Annotated in this window: 20 protein-coding genes; 8 read left to right on the top strand and 12 right to left on the bottom strand. The window is 43.5% G+C overall.

The window, feature by feature from the left end; translation table 11 throughout:
- Positions 1–89 precede the first annotated feature (89 nt).
- Entirely contained in the window at positions 90–1,274 is a 1,185-nt protein-coding gene (locus tag F6J99_RS01905; RefSeq protein WP_293111475.1) for a hypothetical protein, read from the bottom strand.
- Between the two features lie 603 nt (positions 1,275–1,877).
- The gene (locus F6J99_RS01900) at positions 1,878–2,111 is read right to left on the bottom strand and encodes a hypothetical protein (RefSeq protein ID WP_293111474.1); all 234 of its coding nucleotides are present in this window, start codon (positions 2,109–2,111) and stop codon (positions 1,878–1,880) included.
- Positions 2,112–2,482: 371 nt separating this feature from the next.
- Between F6J99_RS01900 and F6J99_RS01895 the strand changes: the two genes are divergently transcribed.
- Positions 2,483–2,662 (top strand): hypothetical protein, encoded by a 180-nt coding sequence (locus F6J99_RS01895; RefSeq protein ID WP_293111473.1) that lies wholly within the window; start codon positions 2,483–2,485, stop codon positions 2,660–2,662.
- Between the two features lie 50 nt (positions 2,663–2,712).
- Complete coding sequence (locus tag F6J99_RS01890) at positions 2,713–3,384, top strand: DUF938 domain-containing protein (protein ID WP_293111472.1); 672 nt, start codon at positions 2,713–2,715, stop codon at positions 3,382–3,384.
- A 165-nt stretch (positions 3,385–3,549) separates the two neighbouring features.
- Here F6J99_RS01890 and F6J99_RS01885 read toward each other — a convergent pair whose 3' ends face one another.
- Both F6J99_RS01885 and F6J99_RS01880 read right to left on the bottom strand, forming a co-directional pair.
- The gene (locus tag F6J99_RS01885) at positions 3,550–5,022 is read right to left on the bottom strand and encodes an aldehyde dehydrogenase family protein (protein WP_293111471.1); all 1,473 of its coding nucleotides are present in this window, start codon (positions 5,020–5,022) and stop codon (positions 3,550–3,552) included.
- Between the two features lie 24 nt (positions 5,023–5,046).
- A complete protein-coding gene (locus F6J99_RS01880; RefSeq protein ID WP_293111470.1) occupies positions 5,047–5,247 on the bottom strand; it encodes a hypothetical protein in 201 nt (66 codons plus the stop codon).
- Positions 5,248–5,354: 107 nt separating this feature from the next.
- Between F6J99_RS01880 and F6J99_RS01875 the strand changes: the two genes are divergently transcribed.
- Complete coding sequence (locus F6J99_RS01875) at positions 5,355–5,495, top strand: hypothetical protein (RefSeq protein WP_293111469.1); 141 nt, start codon at positions 5,355–5,357, stop codon at positions 5,493–5,495.
- Here F6J99_RS01875 and F6J99_RS01870 read toward each other — a convergent pair.
- The 8 genes from F6J99_RS01870 to F6J99_RS01835 form a co-directional block, all read right to left on the bottom strand.
- Positions 5,489–6,385 (bottom strand): hypothetical protein, encoded by an 897-nt coding sequence (locus F6J99_RS01870; RefSeq protein WP_293111468.1) that lies wholly within the window; start codon positions 6,383–6,385, stop codon positions 5,489–5,491. The two genes, F6J99_RS01875 and F6J99_RS01870, sit on opposite strands and share 7 nt — an antisense overlap.
- A 99-nt stretch (positions 6,386–6,484) precedes the next feature.
- On the bottom strand, positions 6,485–7,291 hold the full coding sequence (locus tag F6J99_RS01865) for an SDR family oxidoreductase (RefSeq protein ID WP_293111467.1): 807 nt from the start codon (positions 7,289–7,291) through the stop codon (positions 6,485–6,487).
- A gap of 15 nt (positions 7,292–7,306) precedes the next feature.
- Positions 7,307–8,380 carry an N-acetylneuraminate synthase family protein gene (locus F6J99_RS01860; RefSeq protein WP_293063007.1) on the bottom strand — a complete coding sequence of 358 codons (1,074 nt, stop codon included), beginning with the start codon at positions 8,378–8,380 and terminating at the stop codon, positions 7,307–7,309.
- A 350-nt stretch (positions 8,381–8,730) separates the two neighbouring features.
- Positions 8,731–9,669: a glycosyltransferase gene (locus tag F6J99_RS01855; RefSeq protein ID WP_293111466.1), complete on the bottom strand. Its 939-nt coding sequence runs from the start codon at positions 9,667–9,669 to the stop codon at positions 8,731–8,733.
- 299 nt (positions 9,670–9,968) lie between these two features.
- Positions 9,969–10,733: an FkbM family methyltransferase gene (locus tag F6J99_RS01850; protein WP_293111465.1), complete on the bottom strand. Its 765-nt coding sequence runs from the start codon at positions 10,731–10,733 to the stop codon at positions 9,969–9,971.
- 19 nt (positions 10,734–10,752) lie between these two features.
- The gene (locus F6J99_RS01845) at positions 10,753–11,724 is read right to left on the bottom strand and encodes a glycosyltransferase (protein ID WP_293111464.1); all 972 of its coding nucleotides are present in this window, start codon (positions 11,722–11,724) and stop codon (positions 10,753–10,755) included.
- A 213-nt stretch (positions 11,725–11,937) separates the two neighbouring features.
- Positions 11,938–12,132 (bottom strand): hypothetical protein, encoded by a 195-nt coding sequence (locus F6J99_RS01840; RefSeq protein ID WP_293111463.1) that lies wholly within the window; start codon positions 12,130–12,132, stop codon positions 11,938–11,940.
- Positions 12,119–13,807: a capsule biosynthesis protein gene (locus F6J99_RS01835; RefSeq protein ID WP_293111462.1), complete on the bottom strand. Its 1,689-nt coding sequence runs from the start codon at positions 13,805–13,807 to the stop codon at positions 12,119–12,121. The genes F6J99_RS01840 and F6J99_RS01835 overlap by 14 nt, the downstream gene beginning before the upstream one ends.
- A gap of 354 nt (positions 13,808–14,161) precedes the next feature.
- Here F6J99_RS01835 and F6J99_RS01830 point away from each other — a divergent pair, with 354 nt between their 5' ends.
- From F6J99_RS01830 to F6J99_RS01810, 5 genes are all read left to right on the top strand, one after another.
- A complete protein-coding gene (locus tag F6J99_RS01830; protein WP_293111461.1) occupies positions 14,162–14,968 on the top strand; it encodes an ABC transporter permease in 807 nt (268 codons plus the stop codon).
- Positions 14,969–15,718, top strand: coding sequence for an ABC transporter ATP-binding protein (locus tag F6J99_RS01825; RefSeq protein WP_293111460.1), 750 nt, complete (start codon positions 14,969–14,971; stop codon positions 15,716–15,718). It abuts the gene before it with no gap.
- Between the two features lie 152 nt (positions 15,719–15,870).
- On the top strand, positions 15,871–16,842 hold the full coding sequence (locus tag F6J99_RS01820; RefSeq protein WP_293111459.1) for a glycosyltransferase family 2 protein: 972 nt from the start codon (positions 15,871–15,873) through the stop codon (positions 16,840–16,842).
- 125 nt (positions 16,843–16,967) lie between these two features.
- Positions 16,968–20,297, top strand: a complete 3,330-nt coding sequence (locus tag F6J99_RS01815; RefSeq protein WP_293111458.1) for a glycosyltransferase — start codon at positions 16,968–16,970, stop codon at positions 20,295–20,297.
- A 197-nt stretch (positions 20,298–20,494) separates the two neighbouring features.
- The gene (locus tag F6J99_RS01810; RefSeq protein WP_293111457.1) at positions 20,495–21,619 is read left to right on the top strand and encodes a methyltransferase domain-containing protein; all 1,125 of its coding nucleotides are present in this window, start codon (positions 20,495–20,497) and stop codon (positions 21,617–21,619) included.
- Positions 21,620–21,642 lie beyond the last annotated feature (23 nt).

Below are 21,642 nucleotides of genomic sequence, written 5' to 3'. Positions count from 1 at the left end.
TGCCATGATTTTTTGCGTAGCCAGGGTTGTGATAGCCCGCCCCGTAACGCACCACCGGTTCAAACAGCAAATATGAGATGAACCCATAGTCATGGTAACCTCGGAATAATTGCTTTCCAGGTAGCAGGGTTTGTCCAATAAGCGCTATGAGCTTGGGGAAAGGGTTGTTTACTGTCCACCAAAACATCCTGCACTTTATTAGGGAATAGAGTAGCGCCAATGTAACTAAGGAAATCTCGTAAATCATAAATATTCAACCACTCCGGAAAAAAGTCTGGCAGAGGCTGACCAAATTCTAGGCTATATAAGGCATTAATTTCGTATAAAAAGGGAGCTTGAGAACCCACTGTAATTAGTAATTCTACTTGTTTTATTGGTTGATTAACTAATAAATCAACACAAGCAATCCCTCCTAAACTATGAGCTAATATAACAACTGGTGGTTCAGCCTCTTCTATCGTTTGCTGGATAAAGTCACGTATTTGCTGACCCCGACTTTGATAGAGTATAATGTCACCAGGTGTAGGAGTATTTGCTTCAGTAATTGCACCCCTTTTACTCCTCACCAAAGCTGTAGCTGGACCCGCCAATAAGGAAAGTGGTTTCTGGAGCCAGTCACCCAATCCCAAGTCTTCCTTGGCACCCAAAGCATCACTGAGTGATTTCACGAGTCGATCACGCAATTCCGGATTAGGAAGGATGATGGAATCCTGATTTTGCTGCTGAGAGTCAAACATTGCCTGAGCAATAATTGCTCTTGCGATAGTATCATAACAGTCACTATCTGAATCAGAGACTTGGTTTAATACTTCTTGATAAACAGCACTACTCGTAACATGGCGTCGTGCCTGATCAAACACTTCTGCTATGCCAGCTGCTTGTAATTTTTCTTGCAATTCTCCACTAGGAATTAAATCCAGCAACCGGTCATGTAATTGATCACCTGGTTGCTCTCCAAAGGGATTACTATCAGCATTAGCGCTAGGTTGTAAAGACAACAATCCCAACTCATAAAGGGGATTGCGATATAACTGCTGCCAAAGAATAATTTCTTGCTCTTCTTCCTCTCCCTGATCCAGAGCTAAACTGGCATCAAACAAGGGTATCGATGCCCCTTTAGCATTGAGCTTACTCCCAAATTGCTCACCCCAAAAGCAAGGAACAACGGTAATCTCCGGACGTTTTTCAGTGACAAAACCCTCAACTATCTTAAAAGTTTGCTCATAGGCAGCTTGCCTAACCCCTGTGCCATGGACAAATACTAGCGTTGTCATAGTTGAGAAGATAGTTGATCAATATCTATATATTTTACCCTCAGCGGTCAGCGGTCAGCGGTCAGCGGTCAGCGGTCAGTGGTCAGCCGTCAGCCGTCAGCTTATTTTATTCAAAAGCTGAAAGGTAAGCATATGACCTACTTGAGGTGCTACTTGAGGTGCTACTTGATGTGCCGTCAGCTGATAGCTGATAGCTGATAGCTGATAACTGACCGCTGATAGCTGATAGCTGATAGCTTAGATAAAAAAAAATCCGGTCAAGTTTGGTTTAACCCCAATGCTTGACCGAATTCTATTGTGTAAACCTAATTGAGTACAGCTTAGCTGTCATCAAATCCAAACAAAAACTGAATCAAGGAATCCATTCTTATCAAGTTACTCAGTAACTGCTTTCCAGCAAGCACATCCGAACTCTGTTTACATTATACCCCTCCGCAAAATAACTTGCAAAAAATCACCTCGGCAATTCTTGGCCGCCAGGGCGGCAAACCCTGTCTTGATGCAGTCGCTCATGGGGGAAACCACGGCAGTCGCTCATGGGGGAGACCCCCAAGACCGCGCTGCCTCCCCAAGACCGCGCTGCATCGCTGGCAAACCCCTATCCTAGTCTAGGTATAAATATCGAATTAAAGTGGTCATAACCTCACCAGGGTTTTCCGTAGGCTCGGGAGTGCTCCACTCATCAGGATAAGCGTATTTAAGGGCATAAATGGCATAAATAGTATGCCGAACTTGTTTAGGAGAACCAATCAAGATGTGCTTGACTTTTTTCCCTTTGTGACCTTGATTGTCAGGGTTTTGATTGTCATCGGAGTTGGGGTTAATGTTTTGATTCATGACCAGTTATTAGTGTAAATGGTTTACATTAGTAATATATAAATAAATTAATCGCATGTCAAGGGGTTTAGAAAATTTTTTTTATTACGAAATATGGAGATTGTGGAGAGAGTGGGGAGTGTAATAAATTTGAAAAATATCAGATATAAACCATTTGTATTTTGTTGACATTTTTGATAAAATAAATTCTGTTATGATCAGTTATGTAGGGTGCGTTAGGGACGGATTTTCCCTGATTTTATCCGTAGTCAGTGTTGGGACATTCCGTCCCGTAACGCACCACTTCCTAGATTTTTTTGAAAGCTTGTAAGCTGATGTTTATAGCAGTTTTTAGTCTAATCAGGTAAAGAGGATTGTTTCCCTATTGCCTCTTGCTAGCATGCCTATTGCTAGCATGCCTCTTGCCTCTTGCCTGCTCCGCTGTATGGGATGATATTAATAGCTTTGTGGAATGGGCATCTTGCCCGTTGCCACTGGGTGCATCTCAATGCATGCTGTTTGAACCTGTGGTGCGTTACGGGACGGACTGTCCCAATACTGGCTACGGATAAAATTACGGCAAACCCGTCCCTAACGCACCCTACTCAACTTTTTTACAAATATGAGATGCACCCGTTCCTGCTCTTATCATTATCGGGGAGAAGAATTAGTGGATAGCAGAAAATACGCCCCAGCAACCCAGCGCAACCGGGAACCAATTTTAAACGTACTTTTAGAGATATTACCAGCCACTGGCACAATTTTAGAAATTGCTAGCGGTACCGGAGAACACGCTATCTATTTTGCACAACAGTTAAACCCTCGAAAATGGATTCCTTCCGATATTAATGCTTCCCTCCGTGAAAGTATCATCGCCTGGGCTAAAGATTACCCTAGCGACAACCTCCATCAACCCCTTGATATTGATGTCAGTCAGCCAGTTTGGAAGGTAGAAACGGAAATACTATCAGAAATACCAGATATTGTAGCGATGGTGAATATTAATATGATTCACATTTCACCGTGGTCTACTTGTTTAGGATTAATGGCAGGTGCTGGTCGTATCCTTTCATCAGGAGATATTCTATATTTATACGGTCCCTACAAACAAGGTAATAAACACACTGCACTTTCCAACGCTGATTTTGACTCCTATTTACGAGAACAAAACCCAGAATGGGGAGTACGTAATTTAGAAGATGTTGTAGAGGTTGCCAGTAATCATAATCTCATCCTTGAAAAAACTTACCAAATGCCAGCTAATAATCTTTCGGTAGTATTGAAACATACCTAAGCAGTCAGTGGTCAGTGGTCAGCGGTCAGCAATTATTTGCTTCTAAAACGATTACCCTTGGATAACCGTAATCCAAGGGTATATAACGTTACTTATAGTAATAAAGGAAACAGGATTTTTTCCCTACTCCCTACTCCCTACTCCCTACTCCCTACTCCCTTATGATCAAAATTGCTCAGGATCAATATTAATATAGATATCCTTCAACTCAGAATAGACATCCAAGGCTTCTGTGCCTGGTTCACGGGTACCATTACCAGATTGCTTGAGTCCACCAAAAGGCATATGGGGTTCACTGCCATAGGTACCGGCATTCACTACAGCTACCCCAGTTTGGACTTTCTCACAAAACCTTACTGCACGGTGGATGTTGCGAGTGTGAATCGAAGCAGTTAAGCCATAGGGAGAATCGTTGGCAAGAGCAAGAGCTTCCTTAAAGTCTTTGACCCGGTAGAGACTAGCAATCGGACCAAATAATTCACATTGAGAAATTTCCGCGTGGGGGTCTACATTCTCTAGGAGGGTCGGTGCCATATAAAAACCAGTAGCATGGTCAGGGTCTGTTAAGCGATCGCCTCCCACCAACACCGTTGCTCCTGCTTCTTGTGCCTGTTTCACCGCTGCAATCATGTTAGTCAACTGTTGCTCATTAATCACTGGACCCAGGTCATCCTGGTCAGTGGGACCTAATTTTAATTCCTTAGTTTTCTCCACTAATTGGTCACGGAATTGATCATAGATGCTGTCAAAGACAATAATCCGACTAGCAGAAGCACAACGTTGACCGGCATTACTGAATACTGAGAGTAAGGTCCACTTGACGGCATTGTTCAAATCCGCATCATCACATACCACCAAGGGATTCTTACCCCCCAACTCCAGGGATACCCTACCAAAGCGCTCCCCAGCTACCCGTTGCACAATTCGCCCTACTTCTGTGGAGCCGGTAAAGCTAACCACAGCCACATCATTATGAGCAACCAAGGGAGCTCCAGCTTCTTCACCATATCCCTGAATAATATTGAGTACACCAGGGGGTAACCCAGCCTGTTGAGCAATTTGTCCAACTATCCAAGCCGTGGCAGGAGTGTCTTCTGCTACTTTTAATACCGCGCTATTGCCACAAACCAGTGCTGGAAAGACTTTCCAGGCTACATTAGCAATGGGAGTATTGGCCGCAATAATTAATCCAGCAACTCCCAGAGGTTGACGCACAGTCATGGCATATTTATTAACCACACCGCTGGTAGTGGTGCGACCATACAACCGTTGTCCTTCACTAGCGTAGAATAATCCTAATGCGATCGCACCGCCAGTTTCTCCATAAGCTGAACCATAGGACTTACCCGTTTCTGCTGCTACAATCCTGGCAATCTCTTCCTGACGGGCTTTCATACCCAGGACAATCTCGTGTAAGATGTTTCCCCGTTGTACCGGAGGAGTATCAGCCCAAGCCGGTTGAGCCTGTTTAGCTGACCTTACCGCTTGCTCAATATCTGCTGCTCTGGAGCGAGCCACCTGACATAGCACTTGACCATTAGTGGGGTCTAGCTTATCAAACCATTCTCCTGCCACTGCTGTTACTTGTTGACCATCAATCCAGTTCAAGACTTGGCTCGGTAAATAGTCTGGTGCCATTATTTTTTACCCCTTGGAAGTATCTCATGGTGAGTAATGATATACCATTTTTATTTGAGTTGTGAACATCGGATTTATAAGAAAAGGGAGCAGGGAGCAGGGAGCAGGGAATAGGGAAGAGGGAACAGGGAACAGGGAGTAGGGAGTAGGGAGTAGGAAAGAGATCCAAAGAGTTTTTGATGTTATGAGAAAGCGATGCAGCGCGGTCTTGGGGGTTCCCTCCATGAGCGACTGCATCAAGACACAGCAATATTGTTCATAACCTATTTATATAGGCTATAGTAATTAAGGTAGGTAACTTCGGATTAGGAAACATAAAAAAGTAATAATAGTTGATTACTTCAGTACTTAAATTAAGTTTAATAGCGTTTTTTAGAGCTCTGATATACACAAAATTCCCTGTTCCCTGTTCCCTGTTCCCTGTTCCCTCTACTCCCTACTCCCTACTCCCTACTCCCTACTCCCTCTATTGAGCTCCTAAAAGATATTGATCTATCATTGAAGTATTGTAATTAACTAAGTGAGCATGAAGTGGCTTTCTAACCCATCCAAACCAGGGGAAATTGATAGCAAAGGGGGATATATATTGTAGTATAATTACAAATCTGGGTTTTTTTCCTGGTCGGCTACCGAAATGGAAACATCGGGATGTATCCGCAAATATCATTGTCCCCGACGCACCAGTTATCGAATAGAAATGTTGCGGATCAATCAAGCGACTGATCCACTCATCCGTTAGTCTTCCCCCTTGATAGGATCGGTAGATTTTCTGGGATTCTTGTGCTGGGATTAGGGTCAGAGGACCAGACTCTTCTGTCACATCCTCTACATGAATATATAGCTTGATTTGCCTAACGCCTTCCGGGTCTAAATGAAAAAATTGAGCTCCTCCTTCATAGAGTTTTTTATTGGGCGAGTAGAGTAACTTAACCCCATTGATAATTGGTAAAATGCCAATGTATTTTGTTACTATACTTACTAAGGTTCGATCACAAGCTAGTTTTACTAAAGACTCCGTAAGTTTAGACTTATCTGGATGGATACCTCTGAGGTATTCTTCTTTTCCTTCACCTTGTTTGGTAAAAATAGATTGATCAACAGTAGCGATATAGTCCCGACATTCTCCAATCACTTCGCTAACTGGATCAAAAGTTTTGGGAAACCACACTAAAAATCCATCTTTTTTAGAGATACTAGGTAATTTACCTTGACAATTAATAACGCTAATTCCTAAATCTTTGCGAATACTATAAGTAGGAAAGCTGAAAAATTTACTAATCCTTTCGTAAATCTTTCGCTTGCCGTAGGGATAGTTAAAGTGCTTCTGGTTTTCAATAAACAGTTTAGTGATCAAAGGGTGCATCTAAACGTTGTAACTCTATAACTCAGCGATGCAGTGCCGACCTGAGCAGGTTTCTTCCCTCAGGGACTGCATTAAGACAGTGAGATGCACCAGTTTAGTCTACCAAACGGTAAAACCGCCATCAACTCGGAGTTCGATACCTGTGACATAGGCAGAGGCATCGGATGCTAGAAACACCAATGGGCCAAGTAAATCATCAAACTCTGCCATCCGTCCTAGAGGAACGCGATCGCAAAATTTACCTTTGAATTCCTCATCCTGTCCACCCAATACTCCTCCCGGAGAAAGGGCATTAACCCGGACACCAAAGGGTCCCCAGTGGGTAGCAAAGTACCGGGTTAAATTCACCAGTGCTGCCTTCGATGCCCCATAGGCAGGGGGTTTTAAAAAAGGAGGGTCGCACTCCAGATGCTCATAAAACCGGGCATCGGGAGATACGCTCCCATACAAGGAACCGATATTAATGATTGAACCTCGTCTAGCTTCCACCATCGGGCTACCGAAGACTTGGGTCACCTGGAATGCGCCCAAGACATTCACCTCAAACACCTTGCGGCAAATCTCTAGGGGGATCTCGTCCAAGCTATAGGTTTTCACTGGACCAGGAGGTTGGTCAATCCCAGCATTGTTGACAATCACATCAGGAATGCCAATGTCGCTCAGGATGCGATCGCGAATTGCGGTCATGGCAGTGCGATCGCATATATCACCCCGTTCCAAAAACAAACGAGTCTTGGGATAATGCCCTTGAAGTAGCTCAAAAGACTTTGGCACCTGAGCCAATGGTAGGTCTATGCCCACAACCGTTGCGCCAGCATCCAGTAATGCCCGACTCCACACTGGTCCAAGTTTACCTAAGACTCCAGTAACAATAGCGATTTTGCCAGAGAGGTCAAAATAATTCACAAAGCCAACAATACCCTAAACAGCAACCTGTTCAACATTTTCCACCAACCCAGCCAAGGTAATTGACTCATCCACCCTTAGGGGTTTGGTTAAGACTTTACCAATCACATTGTCCAATTCATAGGGGGGTAAACCATCCCCTGGGGATTTCATCGCGATATCCTCTGCCCTTAAAACATGTCCTACAGGTAAATTATCTGCAGCAACCAGTTTTTTACCCATCTTCAAGTAAGCAGGACGTTCATTCAGGTGTACTTTCTTCACCCCATCCCCAAAAGCTTGGCGAGTGCGTCTGAGGTCTCTTACCATCTTGCGCAACCCTGTCGGTTCTAACGAGAAAGCATGGTCTGTTCCTTTCATCGCCCGGTTCAGGGTAAAGTGTTTCTCAATCACACGAGCCCCAAGAACATAAGCCGCCACTGCCATAGCGATACCGTTGTCATGGCTAGATAGACCAATCACAATATCACCGAACAGTTCCCGATAAGTCTCGATCACCTTCAGGTCAAGTTCTTCAAAGTCCGCTGGATAGCTTGCCGTACATTGCAGGATACACAACTGGGGGTTAATCGGCATAATCGCATCGTAAACCCGTTGCACATCCTCTAACGTAGCTGCACCGGTGCTAACGATCATCGGCTTCTGGAATTGGGCAACATGTTTGATTAGGGGCAAGCTCTTAAGGTCTCCAGAAGCGATCTTATAAGCTGGCATATCCAACTCACCCAAAAAGTCCGCACTCGGAATATCAAAAGCAGTAGAGAAAAACGTAATCCCTACTTCTTCAGCATACTTTTTCAGTTCCTGATATTCGTAAGCACCAAATTCTAGAAACTCCCGATGCTCACCATAGGTCAAACCAAAACTATTTTCATGGTCATAAGGTCTGTCAAAAGCAGCTTTCGTGTAAAGGGCACGATTGTCTCGTTTTTGTAGTTTTACAGCATTCGCTCCGCATTCCTTAGCAATCCGGAACATTTCTTTACACTTTTCCAAGCTGCCTTGATGGTTATTCCCAATTTCAGCAATCACAAAGCAATCGCTATCGTCATTAATTTCAAAACCATTAATAGTCAGTCTTCGGGACATTTTACACTCCTACAACCAATAAATTCCTATCGGTTTTTCACCACTGACCAATGGTTTACCATTAATTAGCTAGGATTTCAATACGTATTTATCTTTTTCTCAGCATATGCGCTACGCGCACGCGTGCGCGAACAGCGGTCAGCCGTCAGCGGTCAGCCGTCAGCCTTTAGCTGATAGCTGATAACTGATAGCCTTTAACTGATTGATAGCACCTCAAGTAGCGTGGCACAGGCTTCTAGCCTGTGATTTAGTGCATTAGCTGATAACTGATAGCTGACCGCTGATAGCTGATAGCTGAACGCGCACGCGTGCGCGTAGCGCATTAGCTGACCGCTGATAACTGATAGCTATTAGGATAACGGCTCCACTTGAAATGATCTCGGTCGTAGATATCCTGGACAATGTTGAATTAAGTGATAACTTTTACGTTGGGTAGTCATCGGATCGGTGATACTAATATACCGACTGGTCATGATATTGTGCCAATCCCGAGGGATAAGATTCCAGAAGATCGGTTGGTCTGAATTGTAGTGTTGATCAAACCCGATCCCTTTACGAAACAATGCCCAAAGATACTTTTTCAGTTGCCAGAACCAACCCCCTTTCGCATACTTTGAGTACCGTTCCGCATAAAGGGCTTTATACTGCTTTTGCCTCTCCATCATTTGGGCATATTCTGGAGTATTAGGATCCGAACTCCAATTCCGGTAATGATGAATAGCAATTTTTTTAGTATAAACAATATCATGCCCTGAAAATAAAACTTTCGTGGTCAAATCCGGATCAATCCCATAATCTCGAAATACTTCACAGAATCCACCCACCTGTTTTAATACCGAAGTTCTCAGCACACCTTGGTTAACATTTAATACACCAATTACTGAGACACCACCGATGTAGGGAGCACTCACGAAGGGCCCTTGTTTATCCCTTACTTTCAGGGCTACCATCCCGATCTTCGGCTTTTCCTCAAGTATTTTTACCGCCGTATCCAGACCCTGGTTCACAATTACATTATCATCACTGACCCAACACACATAGGGAGTATCTATAAGTCTGAACACATCATTATAGGCTTTAGCTTGACCAAGCTTTTCTCCCACCAAAATCGGAATCACCTGTGGATTTGAGGATGCGATCGCATTTAAGTACTCAATAGTGCCATCATCAGACCCCGCATCAGTTACATAAATTTTCGTAGGGGTTGATGTTTGTTCAAGAATACTAGTAATACATTGCTTCAGAAGACTCAATCGATTATAGGTACCAACAACAACAGAAAGTTTCATGTTCCTTCACTCCTCACCTTTACTCTTAACAATTAACCTAAGCATATGCGCACTTATCACAGGCTAGAAGCCTGTGCCACGCACGCGTGCGCGTTCAGCTATCAGCATTCAGCGGTCAGTGGTCAGTGGTCAGCATTCAGCGGTCAGTGGCACAGGCTTCCAGCCTGTGACCTAACCCATAAGCTGATAGCTGATAGCTGATAGCTGATAGCTGATAGCTGATAGCTGATAGCTGATAGCTGATAACTGATAGCTGATAGCTGATAGCTGATAGCTGATAGCTGATAGCTTGCACACCTCTAACGGACATACAAACAATGGCAGAATAATGGCTGTCCAGACTTGATAGAATTAATCTGATTTTTAATTCCCGCAAATCGGTAACCCAACTCTACCAAACAGTCATGTACCTCTTCAAATAATGGTTGTTCCTTATACAGAGGAACAAATGACATTTCTACCAGAACACATCGCCCTAGGGAAAATAGCTTTTTACCTCCCTTTATCACCTTATCTTCAACCCCTTGGACATCAATTTTTATAAAAATATCTCTCTCAAATTTATCAGACTCTAATTCTGACTGTAATAGATCATCCAGGGGGCAAACCTTTACTTTTATTTCACTTTCTCCTGATGTTTGTGGGAATTCCTTCTTACATAGTTCACTTATGCGTAACATCGAAGAAGCTGGCCCGTAAGAATTCTCATAAAATAACTCTTCTCCTTCATAATCCGACAAAGCCACATTAAAAATTTTTAGATTAGGAATCTTAGCCGCTTTCCCTTCTAAGTCTGATAGATAAGATGGCAATGGTTCAAATACATAGGTCTGTTTAGCATTGAAGTAACAAGCTAAAAATTCCGCAAAATCACCATTATTTGATCCAATATCAATCACCGTCTTAATCGAATAATTTTCACGAACCCATCGCCATATATCCCTGCCTGGATCCGGACTCGCTTCAACAATTTGTTTGTAGTCTGAAAGCCTTAGCAACTTTAAATTCATTGACGCTAACAGACGATTTACCAACCGACCAATTTCCTGTTTCACCGAAGCCATTTAGTTACTCCTAGACAACTTAATAAACTAAGTTCATAAACTGGTCTGCTGTTCTAGTTTTGTCCTCATAGAACCTAGTTACTCGTCTCCGGAGATCCCGCTTATATCGATGATAATAAATTCCTTCCCATCGCTGCAAGTAAGCCTCTCGGTCATGGTCTAAAACAGCATTGTTAGTCTGGCGAACCCCTTCATTTCGATCATAATAATGTTCAACATAAGCCCCTGGACAATCTACAATCTCATAATTAAGCTGCCACATCTTTAAACAGAGATCACCATCAGCTTTATAAAATATATATCGCTCTTCATCCGCCCAGTCAACTGCTGCTAGGGCTTCTTTTAAGTACATACCATGATTAACAAACAGCTTGCCACCAAGGGTATGTTGTACATAGTACTCTTGATCCTCTGGCCAATTCCGAAAATAGAAAGCTACTCCCCCTAGTTTGCCGCCAGCTTTTTCCACCTCTTCAAACTTATCCAGCCCTAAATTCACCGCATTCGGTAATAGCAGACAATCATCACTGATCATCAAAATATATTTACCTTTAGCTGATTTAAAGCCAAGATTCATAAAATACCCCCAACTGCGACGCTTGAGTGGCTTTCCTTGGAATTCCCCTCGGTTATGTTGGATGATAGTAATAATATCTTTCTGCTGAATTAGCCATTCTAAAGAGCCATCCGTTGACCCCCCGTCAATCACAATGATTTCATAGGGAACGCGAATCTGATTATCTCGAACACTTTGAATCGCTTTTTCCAGTAAAGGTCTACGGTTATAACTCCCAATCACCACTGAGACCATGCAGGTTTTGTCAGAGCTAATTACCGGTTTAGCGAAAGACTTTAATATCTTCAAATGACTCAATTGTCCTGGATTAGCTAGTCCTGGATTAGCTAGTTGGGAAGGATACTGAGTCAATGAGCTGTGATAAAACTTTTTGACTTGACGAAAAGGCTTAGCCAGAATTCTGATATAGTTCATAATACACTCCTGAACACACCTGTATACAGCCATCACCATTAAGCGATTTAGCTTAACCTGATGTGGCCGTTATAGTGGCACCCTCGGGGATAATGATATCAAAATATCCCATTGTTTATGTTATAATAGTAAACCCCTATGGATAGATAAATCTAAAAATTTTTAGTGCGATGGGTGCGTAGGGTGCGTTAGGGGCGCGCCTTGTCATCATATTTAAACGTCGTAGCCAGTAGCCCCGTAACGCACCACCGAAGGGCTTGCTCCGCTCGAAAATATTGATAACGGGCAAGATGCCCGTGCCACCAACATCCCCGTTCCAGCGAGATGCCCGTTCCACGGCCAGATAACCGTGCCACCAACATCCCCGTTCCAGCAAGATGCCCGTTCCACCAATCTAGACGCGATCAATTCCCAACCGTTCCGCTGGATAGATAAAAGGAGAACCAGACAAGATTCCATCACAGATAATATCCAAACCCGGATCTGCACCAGGAAGTAACTGCTCTAGGCTAGTAATATTGAGCTTCACGTAAGGATTTTCCGATAGGGGTTCCGTAAATTGTAGGGGAATCATTCGTCTGAAAAAGAAATGGTAAGCGTACATCCTGGCTCGTTTAAGGGAATTAGAATCCAACCGTTCACCAAGGGGTAGCTTATCCAAGCACTGGAAATACTCCTGTGCTGTAGAGGGATCGATCGTGATTCCTTTATCTCGGATCCAAGCTTCACCACCAACGATCACCGGAATCCCTACACTGGTCAACTCAACTCCAGTTTTTGTCCCATAAATAATCACCGAGTCGCACTCCATCATCGCTGCGTAGGTACTCACAGGACTTTCTGGAGGAATGATGAAAATATTTTTAGGCAATTGAGACCAGACCTTCTTGATTTCTGGCAACAAGGGTTGGCGAGAAGGCAACGTTCCCCGAATCTCTGCCGGATGAATCCGAATCAGCAGTTGTAACTCAGGACGTTTAGCAAAATACTCAATCGTTTGGAGTACCCACGTCAGCATATTGGGAAAAGCATTAGCCCGATAGTGCAACTGGGCATCCCACATTACATTAGTGAGCATTCCAATCACTGGCTGGTTCAGGTCAAGCCCCATCTCCTCAGCATTGCGGCTAAATTCTTCATCAGGTTTTTCATGAAACCAAATCCAGTCCCTAGTGCCCTGCCATCGACTTTTCAAATACTGTAGAATATCATCTGTCATTGCCTCAGTCCAAGGCACGGTTTCCCAGGCATGCAGAGGCTCACTGAGCATAGTGTGATGATAAGTGTCTCCGTGGCTAAAAATAAAGCAACGCTTGCGGTAGGCAAGAGTCCAGTTAACCACGCGCACTTGGCGTGAGCGACACACTTCACCAATGATGCCATGAGGTAAGTAGATGCCATGATTGAAGCAAGCAGCCTTAAAATCATAGTTATACAGTAGCTTACTAATAGCATACGCAGTCAGCAAAGCCCCTTCAAAATACCGACGCACCACGATTTCACTGTTGGGTTCGTTATCTAGATTCCCACTGGTAAAATAGCGCAACGCCCCAGCATAGGCATGTTCACCGATATTCCAGTTGCCCAAGCAATAGTTTTCAATCTCTGATAGGGGCACATGGGCTGCAATTTGTTTGGCCTCTTGCCTGTCGAGGCCAGTGAGCAGTTCACTCAATACATGGTTGGTCAAATGCAACGGTTGATACAGATAACCACCGGTTGCGAAACACTTTTGGCATTTGATCGTTTCTAGATCATAGTTTTCAATCGTTTCTTGAGGTGTATCCAGTTTTTGAAGATTGAGGCAGGCAGGCAGAGAATGGTCACACAGGAGAGTATGAACCTCTGCTCCTCTGAGGGTAAGGGCTACTGCTAGTAGACTTTCTGGTAGTGACAGTGGCGCTAACCCCCCTACGGTAGTTGCTATTAGCACCTGAGGTCCGAAGTGAGACCGTTGCTTGGCTTCTCTCCAGAGGGAGGGGTTAGTTTCGATAATAGCTCGCCAATCTAACAAGTTACTTTGCCCTAGTCGCCAAGAAAGCAAGGGACTTGGCTCTAGTTCGTCAGCACTAGTCAGAGACATATAATCAAGTCAGAACTTACTTCTCAAGGGATTATACCAAGTTCTTACTCGACAAATTTCCCTAAACTATGATAATAATATACAGACCGAAACAGAACGGTTGCGCGATGCTCCTTGGCCTTTGGGCCACGCTACGCGAATGGAGCCGCTGCGCGATTGGCCGTAGGCCACGCGGGGCGCGTTCGCGCCGTAACCAAAAGTGCGGGGTGGGAACACGACAGGGCGAATTTCTTCGCAGTATATGTTATGGTTCTAGGAATGCGCATTTACGAACCAGTGGGGAGGCTAACTTGAATCCCTATATATTCGGTTCTATATATTCATATTCGGTTGTATATCTTCGGTGTATAAATTATGACCTTATCCCTCAAGGCTAACACCGCACGGTCGCAATTCCAGCGCTATTGGGAGTTGCTGTATATATTAACAGAGCGAAATCTGAAGGGACGTTATCGAGGATCGCTTCTGGGAGTATATTGGTCTTTGTTAAATCCTTTGATTATGACAGGACTATATACAGCAATTTTTGGTGCTACCTTTGCCTCCTATTATGACAACTCAACCATTAACTATATTCTGGCAGCTTTTACTGGGTTGCTTGTTACTAACTTTTTCTCCGCTTCAACCAACCAAGCATTAGTCAGTATAGTTGGTAATGGTGCCCTGTTGAATAAAGTTCGCTTACCAATCAGTGTCTTCCCAGTTTCAACCATTGCTGCTAACGTGTTTCAGTTATCTGTTGGCAGCTTTCCTCTCCTAGCTATTGTTACGTTGCTTACCTCAACAAGTGTAGTCAATTTGCTAGCGTTGAGTCTTCCGTTAATCGCATTAATTTTGGTTAGTATCGGCATCGGTTTTTTCGTCAGTGTTCTCTATGTTTTTTTTAGGGATTTACCTTATTTCTACGAACTAGTATGCTTTGTGATCTGGATTAGCTCTCCAGTCTTTTATCCAGCAGCAATTGTTCCAGAGTCGGTTAGACCCTTTTTGTTTTTAAATCCCTTATTGCCGATTATCGAAAGCATTCGACAGATTTCGTTGTCAGGAGCTTTACCAGATGTAGGGTTGATTGGACACTCATGCCTAAGTGCCATAGTAATTGTATCTTTAGGCTGGACTTGCTTTCGAATTTGGCAGCCGCACTTCATGGATTTGTTATAGATGACAGAAGAAGTTATTAGACTCGATCGGGTTTCATTGTGGCGAAGAACCCAAGAAGAGTTTTCCTATGACCTCAAGAAAACTATACTATCCTTTTTGGAGGGAAAATACCGCAAACCTTCCAAGAATTTAGTCCTTGATGACATTCATTTAGCCGTAAAACCTGGAGAAAAAATCGGCATCATTGGACCGAATGGTTCAGGAAAATCAACCCTGCTTAAAGTTATCTGTGGCATATTACAGCCCACAGGAGGTCAGGTATGGATAAGAGGTGAAATCGCTCCGATGATTGAGCTAGGAGCTGGATTCGATCCAGAACTTTCGGTAGTGGATAACATCAAACTCTATGGCGTGATGCTAGGTTTCTCTAAACAAGAGATGAAACAGAGAACCCCATCGATTTTGGAGTTTGCTGAGCTAGAAGACTACAAGTTGATGCCAGTCAAGGGATTATCCTCAGGGATGTCAGCACGGCTAGGCTTTGCCATTGCCACTGATGTACAGCCAGATATCTTAATTTTGGATGAAGTGTTATCCGTAGGCGATCAAAGTTTTAGAATTAAGTGCCAGCGACGCATGGAAAGATTTTGGGAGGCTCATGCCACTGTTTTAGTGGTCTCCCATGATTTATCCTTTGTGCGCCATTACTGCAAGCGGGTGATTTGGTTAGACAAAGGCAGGATAAAGTTAGCGGGAGAGAGCAATGAAGTAGTCGATTCCTACTTGAATAGTGTCAACCAAGTGGTTTAACCTTAAAAAAAGTTAAAACTTTTAAACAAACCTTAAAAGCTCAAGGTAAATGAAAGATGGTAATCTTCCAAGTTGGAATATAGTTAAACCTATAGTTAAACCTATTAAACCAGTATTATCACCCTAATAGTGATAATTTTGAGGAGGAGCATGTGAGGATTTCAATTATCACTGTATGTAAAAATGCTGAGCGATTTATAGAGCGAGCGATCAAGAGTGTCGTCTCTCAGACCTATGAGGATATAGAGTACATTATTATTGATGGCAACTCCCAAGACAAAACTAAGGAGATTGCTCATAAATATAGTGATCAGATTAGCCGATTTATTAGCGAACCTGATGGCGGTATCTATGAAGCCATGAATAAGGGAATTAGGTACTCCTCTGGTGAGTTTATTGGTTTTATTAATTCAGATGACTATTATCTTGATGATAAGGTTATCCAAGATACCGTTAACTTCCTGTTGGCAAATCCCTCCTGTGATTTTGTGTATGGAGACCTAGAGGTTAGAGAGCAATCTGGGTCTACCATTGTTGTCAAGCCTCCCATGCCTGAAGAGGTAGCTGATGAACTGATCTGTGGATGTTTGCCTCACCAAGCCAGCTTCTCCAGAGCTAACTTGTTTTTCTCTAAGATAGGGCTTTTCAATGAACGCTATAGAATATCATCGGATTATGAATGGTTTCTGAGGCTAATCCAGAATGAAACGGTGAAATTGTGTTACTATCCTCGGACAATGACATCCTATTATGCAGGAGGAATTTCTAGTCAGTTAAGACTATCCCTACCTGAATCCTATAGTATTCAGAACCAATGCCCAATGTATCAAGATTCCTACTGGTTGAACAGAAGAATCCTCAAATATCAGGAATTCGTCATTAACCTGAGAGAATGGCTTCAAAATGCCGAAGACGGTAGAAATACACTAAATCTTAACTATACAGCCCTTGAAAACAAATATCAGGCCGTTGAAACGGAATACAATGCCCTTAAGCTCGAATTAGAGCAAGCCCGGGCGAAAATTGCTGAAATTGCGAAAATTGTTGAGATGGAAACCGGGATGAATCAGAATGGACAAAGTTCTAATCTAAAACTAAACTTTACAAATTTGGAACAAGTATGATTAGGATACAACGTTAGACTAATAGATTAGACTAATAGGTTATTAAATTAACAGCTTAGACGTTATATCTTTCTTGCCAAATTTATTGCAATGTTTTTTCAGGTGTGTGTGAGGGGCTGTTTAATATGCCAAGTAATAGGTCAGGATCCGAACTAGATTATGTAATTCCTCCTGAGATTAAAGACGACGATTTTTATAAAGCGATTCAGAGGATAGCTCAGGAAGAAGATATCAAGACTGTTCTAGAAATTGGGTCTTCATCCGGTGCGGGAAGCACCGAAGCGTTTGTCAAGGGGCTGCGAGAAAATCCTTCTAATCCAGTGTTATTCTGTATGGAGGTTTCAAAACCTCGTTTTACTGAGTTACGGGAACGCTATCGCCAGGATTCTTTTGTCAAATGCTACAATATTTCATCAATTTCCCTAGAGCAGTTTCCTAGAGAAGATGAGGTTAGGGAATTTTATCATGCCCATCGCACCCCTCTAAATAACTACCCTCTTGAACAAGTCTTGGGTTGGCTTCGTCAAGATATCGATTATGTTAGGGAAATGGGAACCTCTGGAGATGGGATTGAAACGATTAAGCAAGAAAACCAAATCGAAGATTTTGATCTGGTCTTAATCGATGGCTCCGAGTTCACAGGTGAGGTGGAATTAGACCAGGTTTACGGAGCAAAATACATTTTACTTGATGATATTTGTACCTATAAAAATTATACTAATCACCATCGGTTATTAAGAGATAAAAACTATAAACTGATTGAGCAAAATGCGTCTGTGCGCAATGGTTACTCCATTTTTGCTAAAGCGGGTAGTCACCACTCTGTTGGGAAGTCAGGTCAAGCCTCAACCCCTCTTCCCATCCATTTTTTTACCATTGTTCTCAATGGTGAACCCTTCCTTCGCTACCATATTGACGTCTTCAGTAAACTACCATTCCCATGGCATTGGCACATTATTGAAGGCGTAGCGAAATTGAAGCATGATACGGCCTGGAGTTTAGCGACGGGTGGGCATGTCAGTGATGAAATTCACCACAACGGTCGTAGTATTGATGGCACCACAGAGTATCTCGACCAACTGATGGAACGCTACCCTGACCAGATCACCGTCTATCGCAAACCAGATGGGGTTTTCTGGGAGGGCAAGCGAGAAATGGTGAATGCTCCCCTTGAGAATATCCAACAAGAGTGTTTGTTGTGGCAGGTAGATGTGGATGAGTTGTGGACAACTGAGCAAATCTGTAAAGCTCGACAGATGTTCATCGACCAACCTGACAAGACAGCTGCTTTCTTCTGGTGTTCGTATTTCGTGGGAGAAAATTTAATTGTCACCAGTCGCAATTGCTATACACAAAACCCCAAACAGGAATGGTTGCGCCTCTGGAGGTTTAAACCAGGAGCTGTCTGGGCAGCCCACGAACCCCCAAGGCTAGTCCAACCGTCGTCAACTAATCAGTCAGCTAATCATGAGCAAGATATAGCAACTATCAATCCATTCCTACATCGAGAAACCGAAGCACAGGGACTGGTCTTTCAACATTTTGCTTATGTAACACCGGAACAGTTGCAGTTTAAGGAGAGCTACTACGGCTACCAGAATGCTCTGGCCGAGTGGCAGGGACTACAGCAGGAGTCTGAATTTCCGGTTTTTCTGCGTCAACATTTATCTTGGGTTAAGGATGAAACCCTGGTTGAACCGGCGGATATCTGTGGTATAGTGCCGATTGCTCAGAAGGAGCCTGACGGCGAAAAATGGCAGTTTTTGCAACTGGAAGAATTTCAGCAACAAACTATGAAGATTGAAAGACCATTCCCCCAAATTGTGGTTGATGGGGTATTTTTCCAATTTTTTCCTAACTCTGGAATTTCCCAAGTCTGGAAGTCTTTGCTAGAGGAATGGGCAACTAATGGCTTTGGGAACCATGTGATTGTTTTAGACCGGGCTGGAACGGCTCCGAGGATTCCTGGAATTCGCTATCGCCCGATTCGAGCTTACGATTACAACAAAACCGGAGCAGATGCTGACTTGTTGCAGGAAATCTGTGATGAAAAAGGGACTGATCTATTCATTTCCAGCTACTATACCGCGCCCCTATCTACTCCTTCTGTATTTATGGCTTATGACATGATTCCAGAGGTGATCGGTGCCAATCTTAACGAAGCAGGTTGGAAAGAAAAACATTACGGTATCTTACACGCCTCCCGTTATATTACGATATCCGAAAGTACGGCTCGAGATCTGATTAAGTTTTTCCCCCATATTTCCCGGTCAAAGGTAACGGTAGCTCACTGTGGAATCAAAAAAGTTTTTTCCCCAGCAAGCGATGATGATATAAATGAGTTTAAGACTAAATTCAATGTCACCAAACCCTACATACTCTTAGTAGGAGAAAGAACTGGTGTTAATGGCTATAAAAACGCTATCTTTCTGTTCAGAGCATTATCTAAGCTGGTGGATAAGGAAGAGTTTGGGGTTATTTGTGTCGGTGGTAGACCTGAGTTAGAACCTGAGCTAGCTGCCCTGGCACCAGGGATAACAACCCAGGTTTTGCCCCTGAGTGATGAAGACTTGAAAGTAGCGTATTCTGGTGCGATCGCTCTGGTTGTCCCCTCTCTGTACGAAGGCTTCGGATTACCAGTTACCGAAGCAATGGTTTGTGGTTGCCCTGTAATTACCTGTCGTCACTCCTCTCTTCCTGAAGCGGCTGGGGAAGCAGCATTGTATGTGGATCAATCTAATGTTTACGAGCTGATTGATGCGCTGTACAAAGTTCAAAACCCAGAGGTTCGTAAGCAGTTGATTGCTGATGGGTTTGAACACGCGAATAAATTTTCCTGGTCAAAGATGGCCGATACCGTGGCAGAGGTTCTGGTCGAAACTGCTAAGACAATCAAAAATGAGACTACTGGTATAGGTTCCCCCCTTTGGGGAGAATTCAGGAAGTTACAGGCTCAAATCCAACAAAAGCTACCCCCAAGTCCGTCCCTAATTCAAGTTCAGCCAACTCAGCTTCAGTCAGGGGATCTCGAAGAGCAATTGAGGTACGCAGAGGCTCAACTTCAGCAAAAACAGCGGGAACTTCAAGAAGCGGGGTCAACTCTAGCTGCAATGCAGTCCAATCAATTCTGGAAATTGCGGTCAGGCTGGTTTCGACTAAAACCCCTGTTAGTTCCACTAGTTAGTCTAATTTTAGGGATAAACTTACTACTGCTATCTACCGCCATGTATGCTGACAGGACTCTTCTGCAACTAATCTCATTCGTTTCTCCTGTCCAAGGAAATCTATTCTTTAGTCTTGGCGGTAGTTTGTTGTCCATTGCACTAATGTTAGGTATGGTGGGCTATCTTGGCTATATGAAGCCTCAGGTTCTCCGCAGGGTCAGAATTGTCATGGGTAGTGGGGGATTAGCGTTGATAGGTTTGACGGTACTACAAAACATTAACCTGTTGTAGATAACTGCCCAGTTTTCCAAGTCTTAATTCTTAAGACCCTTTATTTTTATTCCCTTTAGCCAAGAGGAGGTAATGGTGGTGCTTCAACAAACTTTCGTCCACCTCCGGGGACTGAATTAAAACAAGGGTTTTCAATCTGGACTTGTGATCAGACGTAAGTTCGAGCTAATTTATCAACACCTGGGTGTAACAACAAGATGACACAAACCTTTAGAGATATCTGTTGGTGTGGAAATACTGAGCTAACTGAATTTTCCCCTGACTACTTGGCGTGCTCTCAATGTGGCACTCTAGTGTCAAAAACTGGTTTGAGGTCTGAGCAGCTCCGTGTACAGGATGATAACCATGACTTCTACGGTAAAGAATACTGGTTGTCTTATCAGACCGAGCATTATGGTTTTCCTGATATTCGTCAACGAGCCCGTCAAGATTTACCAGAGCGATGCCTCCACTGGTTGCGTACACTGATGGCTTATAAACTACCACCAGCCAAAGTGCTTGAGTTAGGTTGTGCTCATGGTGGCTTTGTGGCAATGATGGGTTGGGCAGGTTTTGATGCTATGGGTCTGGAGCTTAGCCCTTGGGTGGTGGAATTTGCACAACAGACATTCAATATCCCTATTTTGTCAGGACCGATTGAGGATCAGCAACTAGGAGCCGAATTGTTTGATGCCATCGTACTCTACGATGTCCTAGAGCATCTACCTGATCCAGTGGCTACCATGAGCCATGGGGCATCTCTTCTGAAGGAAGATGGTATTTTCATTGTCCAGATGCCAAATTATGAAGAGGGTAAAACCTATTCAGAGATGGTTGCTCAAAAGGATAATTTTTTACAGCTAATGCAACCTATTGAGCATATCCATCTTTTGAGTAGGCGAGGGGTGTCGCAATTCTTTAAGAACCTCGGTTTTGAGTTTCTGCAATTTGAACAACAGTTGTTCGACTATGATATGTTTTTCGTAGCTAGTCGGCAGCCTTTGGTGCGCTATACTGATGAGCAAATTAGTTACTATCTTCTCAAGAGTCCATCTGGGCGAATGGTTCAGGCATTACTGGACAAATCCTCTGACTTTAATAAACTCAAATTTCAGTATCAAAACATGCAAGTTCAGTATAAAACTAGCGAGACTAGGCGTGCTGAGCTTCTGAAAATTATTGAGCAACAGGATCAAGAGATAGCTTCCTTGCAATCTCAGGTTAATGCAACTGTCACAGACCTCCAGCAGACTAAATCACAATTAACCGAAGCTCACTCAGACCTTCAACATACTCAGTCACAATTAACCCAAGCTCACTCAGACATCGGAAAAGCGTCGTGATGAGAGCGTCATCGCGAGGGGGT

The sequence above is a fragment of the Moorena sp. SIO4G3 genome (assembly GCF_010692305.1).
Classification (GTDB): Bacteria; Cyanobacteriota; Cyanobacteriia; order Cyanobacteriales; family Coleofasciculaceae; genus Moorena; species Moorena producens_A.
This window is presented reverse-complemented; position numbering and strand designations above follow the sequence as displayed.

What these genes read in the sequence shown, in the direction of transcription:
- F6J99_RS01810 (WP_293111457.1), top strand. Translation starts at nt 20,495, where the DNA reads ATGACACAAACCTTTAGAGATATCTGTTGGTGTGGAAATACTGAGCTA.
- F6J99_RS01845 (WP_293111464.1), bottom strand. Translation starts at nt 11,724, where the DNA reads ATGAACTATATCAGAATTCTGGCTAAGCCTTTTCGTCAAGTCAAAAAG.
- F6J99_RS01850 (WP_293111465.1), bottom strand. Translation starts at nt 10,733, where the DNA reads ATGGCTTCGGTGAAACAGGAAATTGGTCGGTTGGTAAATCGTCTGTTA.
- F6J99_RS01860 (WP_293063007.1), bottom strand. Translation starts at nt 8,380, where the DNA reads ATGTCCCGAAGACTGACTATTAATGGTTTTGAAATTAATGACGATAGC.
- F6J99_RS01885 (WP_293111471.1), bottom strand. Translation starts at nt 5,022, where the DNA reads ATGGCACCAGACTATTTACCGAGCCAAGTCTTGAACTGGATTGATGGT.
- F6J99_RS01890 (WP_293111472.1), top strand. Translation starts at nt 2,713, where the DNA reads ATGAGATGCACCCGTTCCTGCTCTTATCATTATCGGGGAGAAGAATTA.
- F6J99_RS01880 (WP_293111470.1), bottom strand. Translation starts at nt 5,247, where the DNA reads ATGGAGGGAACCCCCAAGACCGCGCTGCATCGCTTTCTCATAACATCA.
- F6J99_RS01835 (WP_293111462.1), bottom strand. Translation starts at nt 13,807, where the DNA reads ATGTCTCTGACTAGTGCTGACGAACTAGAGCCAAGTCCCTTGCTTTCT.
- F6J99_RS01825 (WP_293111460.1), top strand. Translation starts at nt 14,969, where the DNA reads ATGACAGAAGAAGTTATTAGACTCGATCGGGTTTCATTGTGGCGAAGA.
- F6J99_RS01830 (WP_293111461.1), top strand. Translation starts at nt 14,162, where the DNA reads ATGACCTTATCCCTCAAGGCTAACACCGCACGGTCGCAATTCCAGCGC.
- F6J99_RS01815 (WP_293111458.1), top strand. Translation starts at nt 16,968, where the DNA reads ATGCCAAGTAATAGGTCAGGATCCGAACTAGATTATGTAATTCCTCCT.
- F6J99_RS01855 (WP_293111466.1), bottom strand. Translation starts at nt 9,669, where the DNA reads ATGAAACTTTCTGTTGTTGTTGGTACCTATAATCGATTGAGTCTTCTG.
- F6J99_RS01905 (WP_293111475.1), bottom strand. Translation starts at nt 1,274, where the DNA reads ATGACAACGCTAGTATTTGTCCATGGCACAGGGGTTAGGCAAGCTGCC.
- F6J99_RS01900 (WP_293111474.1), bottom strand. Translation starts at nt 2,111, where the DNA reads ATGAATCAAAACATTAACCCCAACTCCGATGACAATCAAAACCCTGAC.
- F6J99_RS01870 (WP_293111468.1), bottom strand. Translation starts at nt 6,385, where the DNA reads ATGCACCCTTTGATCACTAAACTGTTTATTGAAAACCAGAAGCACTTT.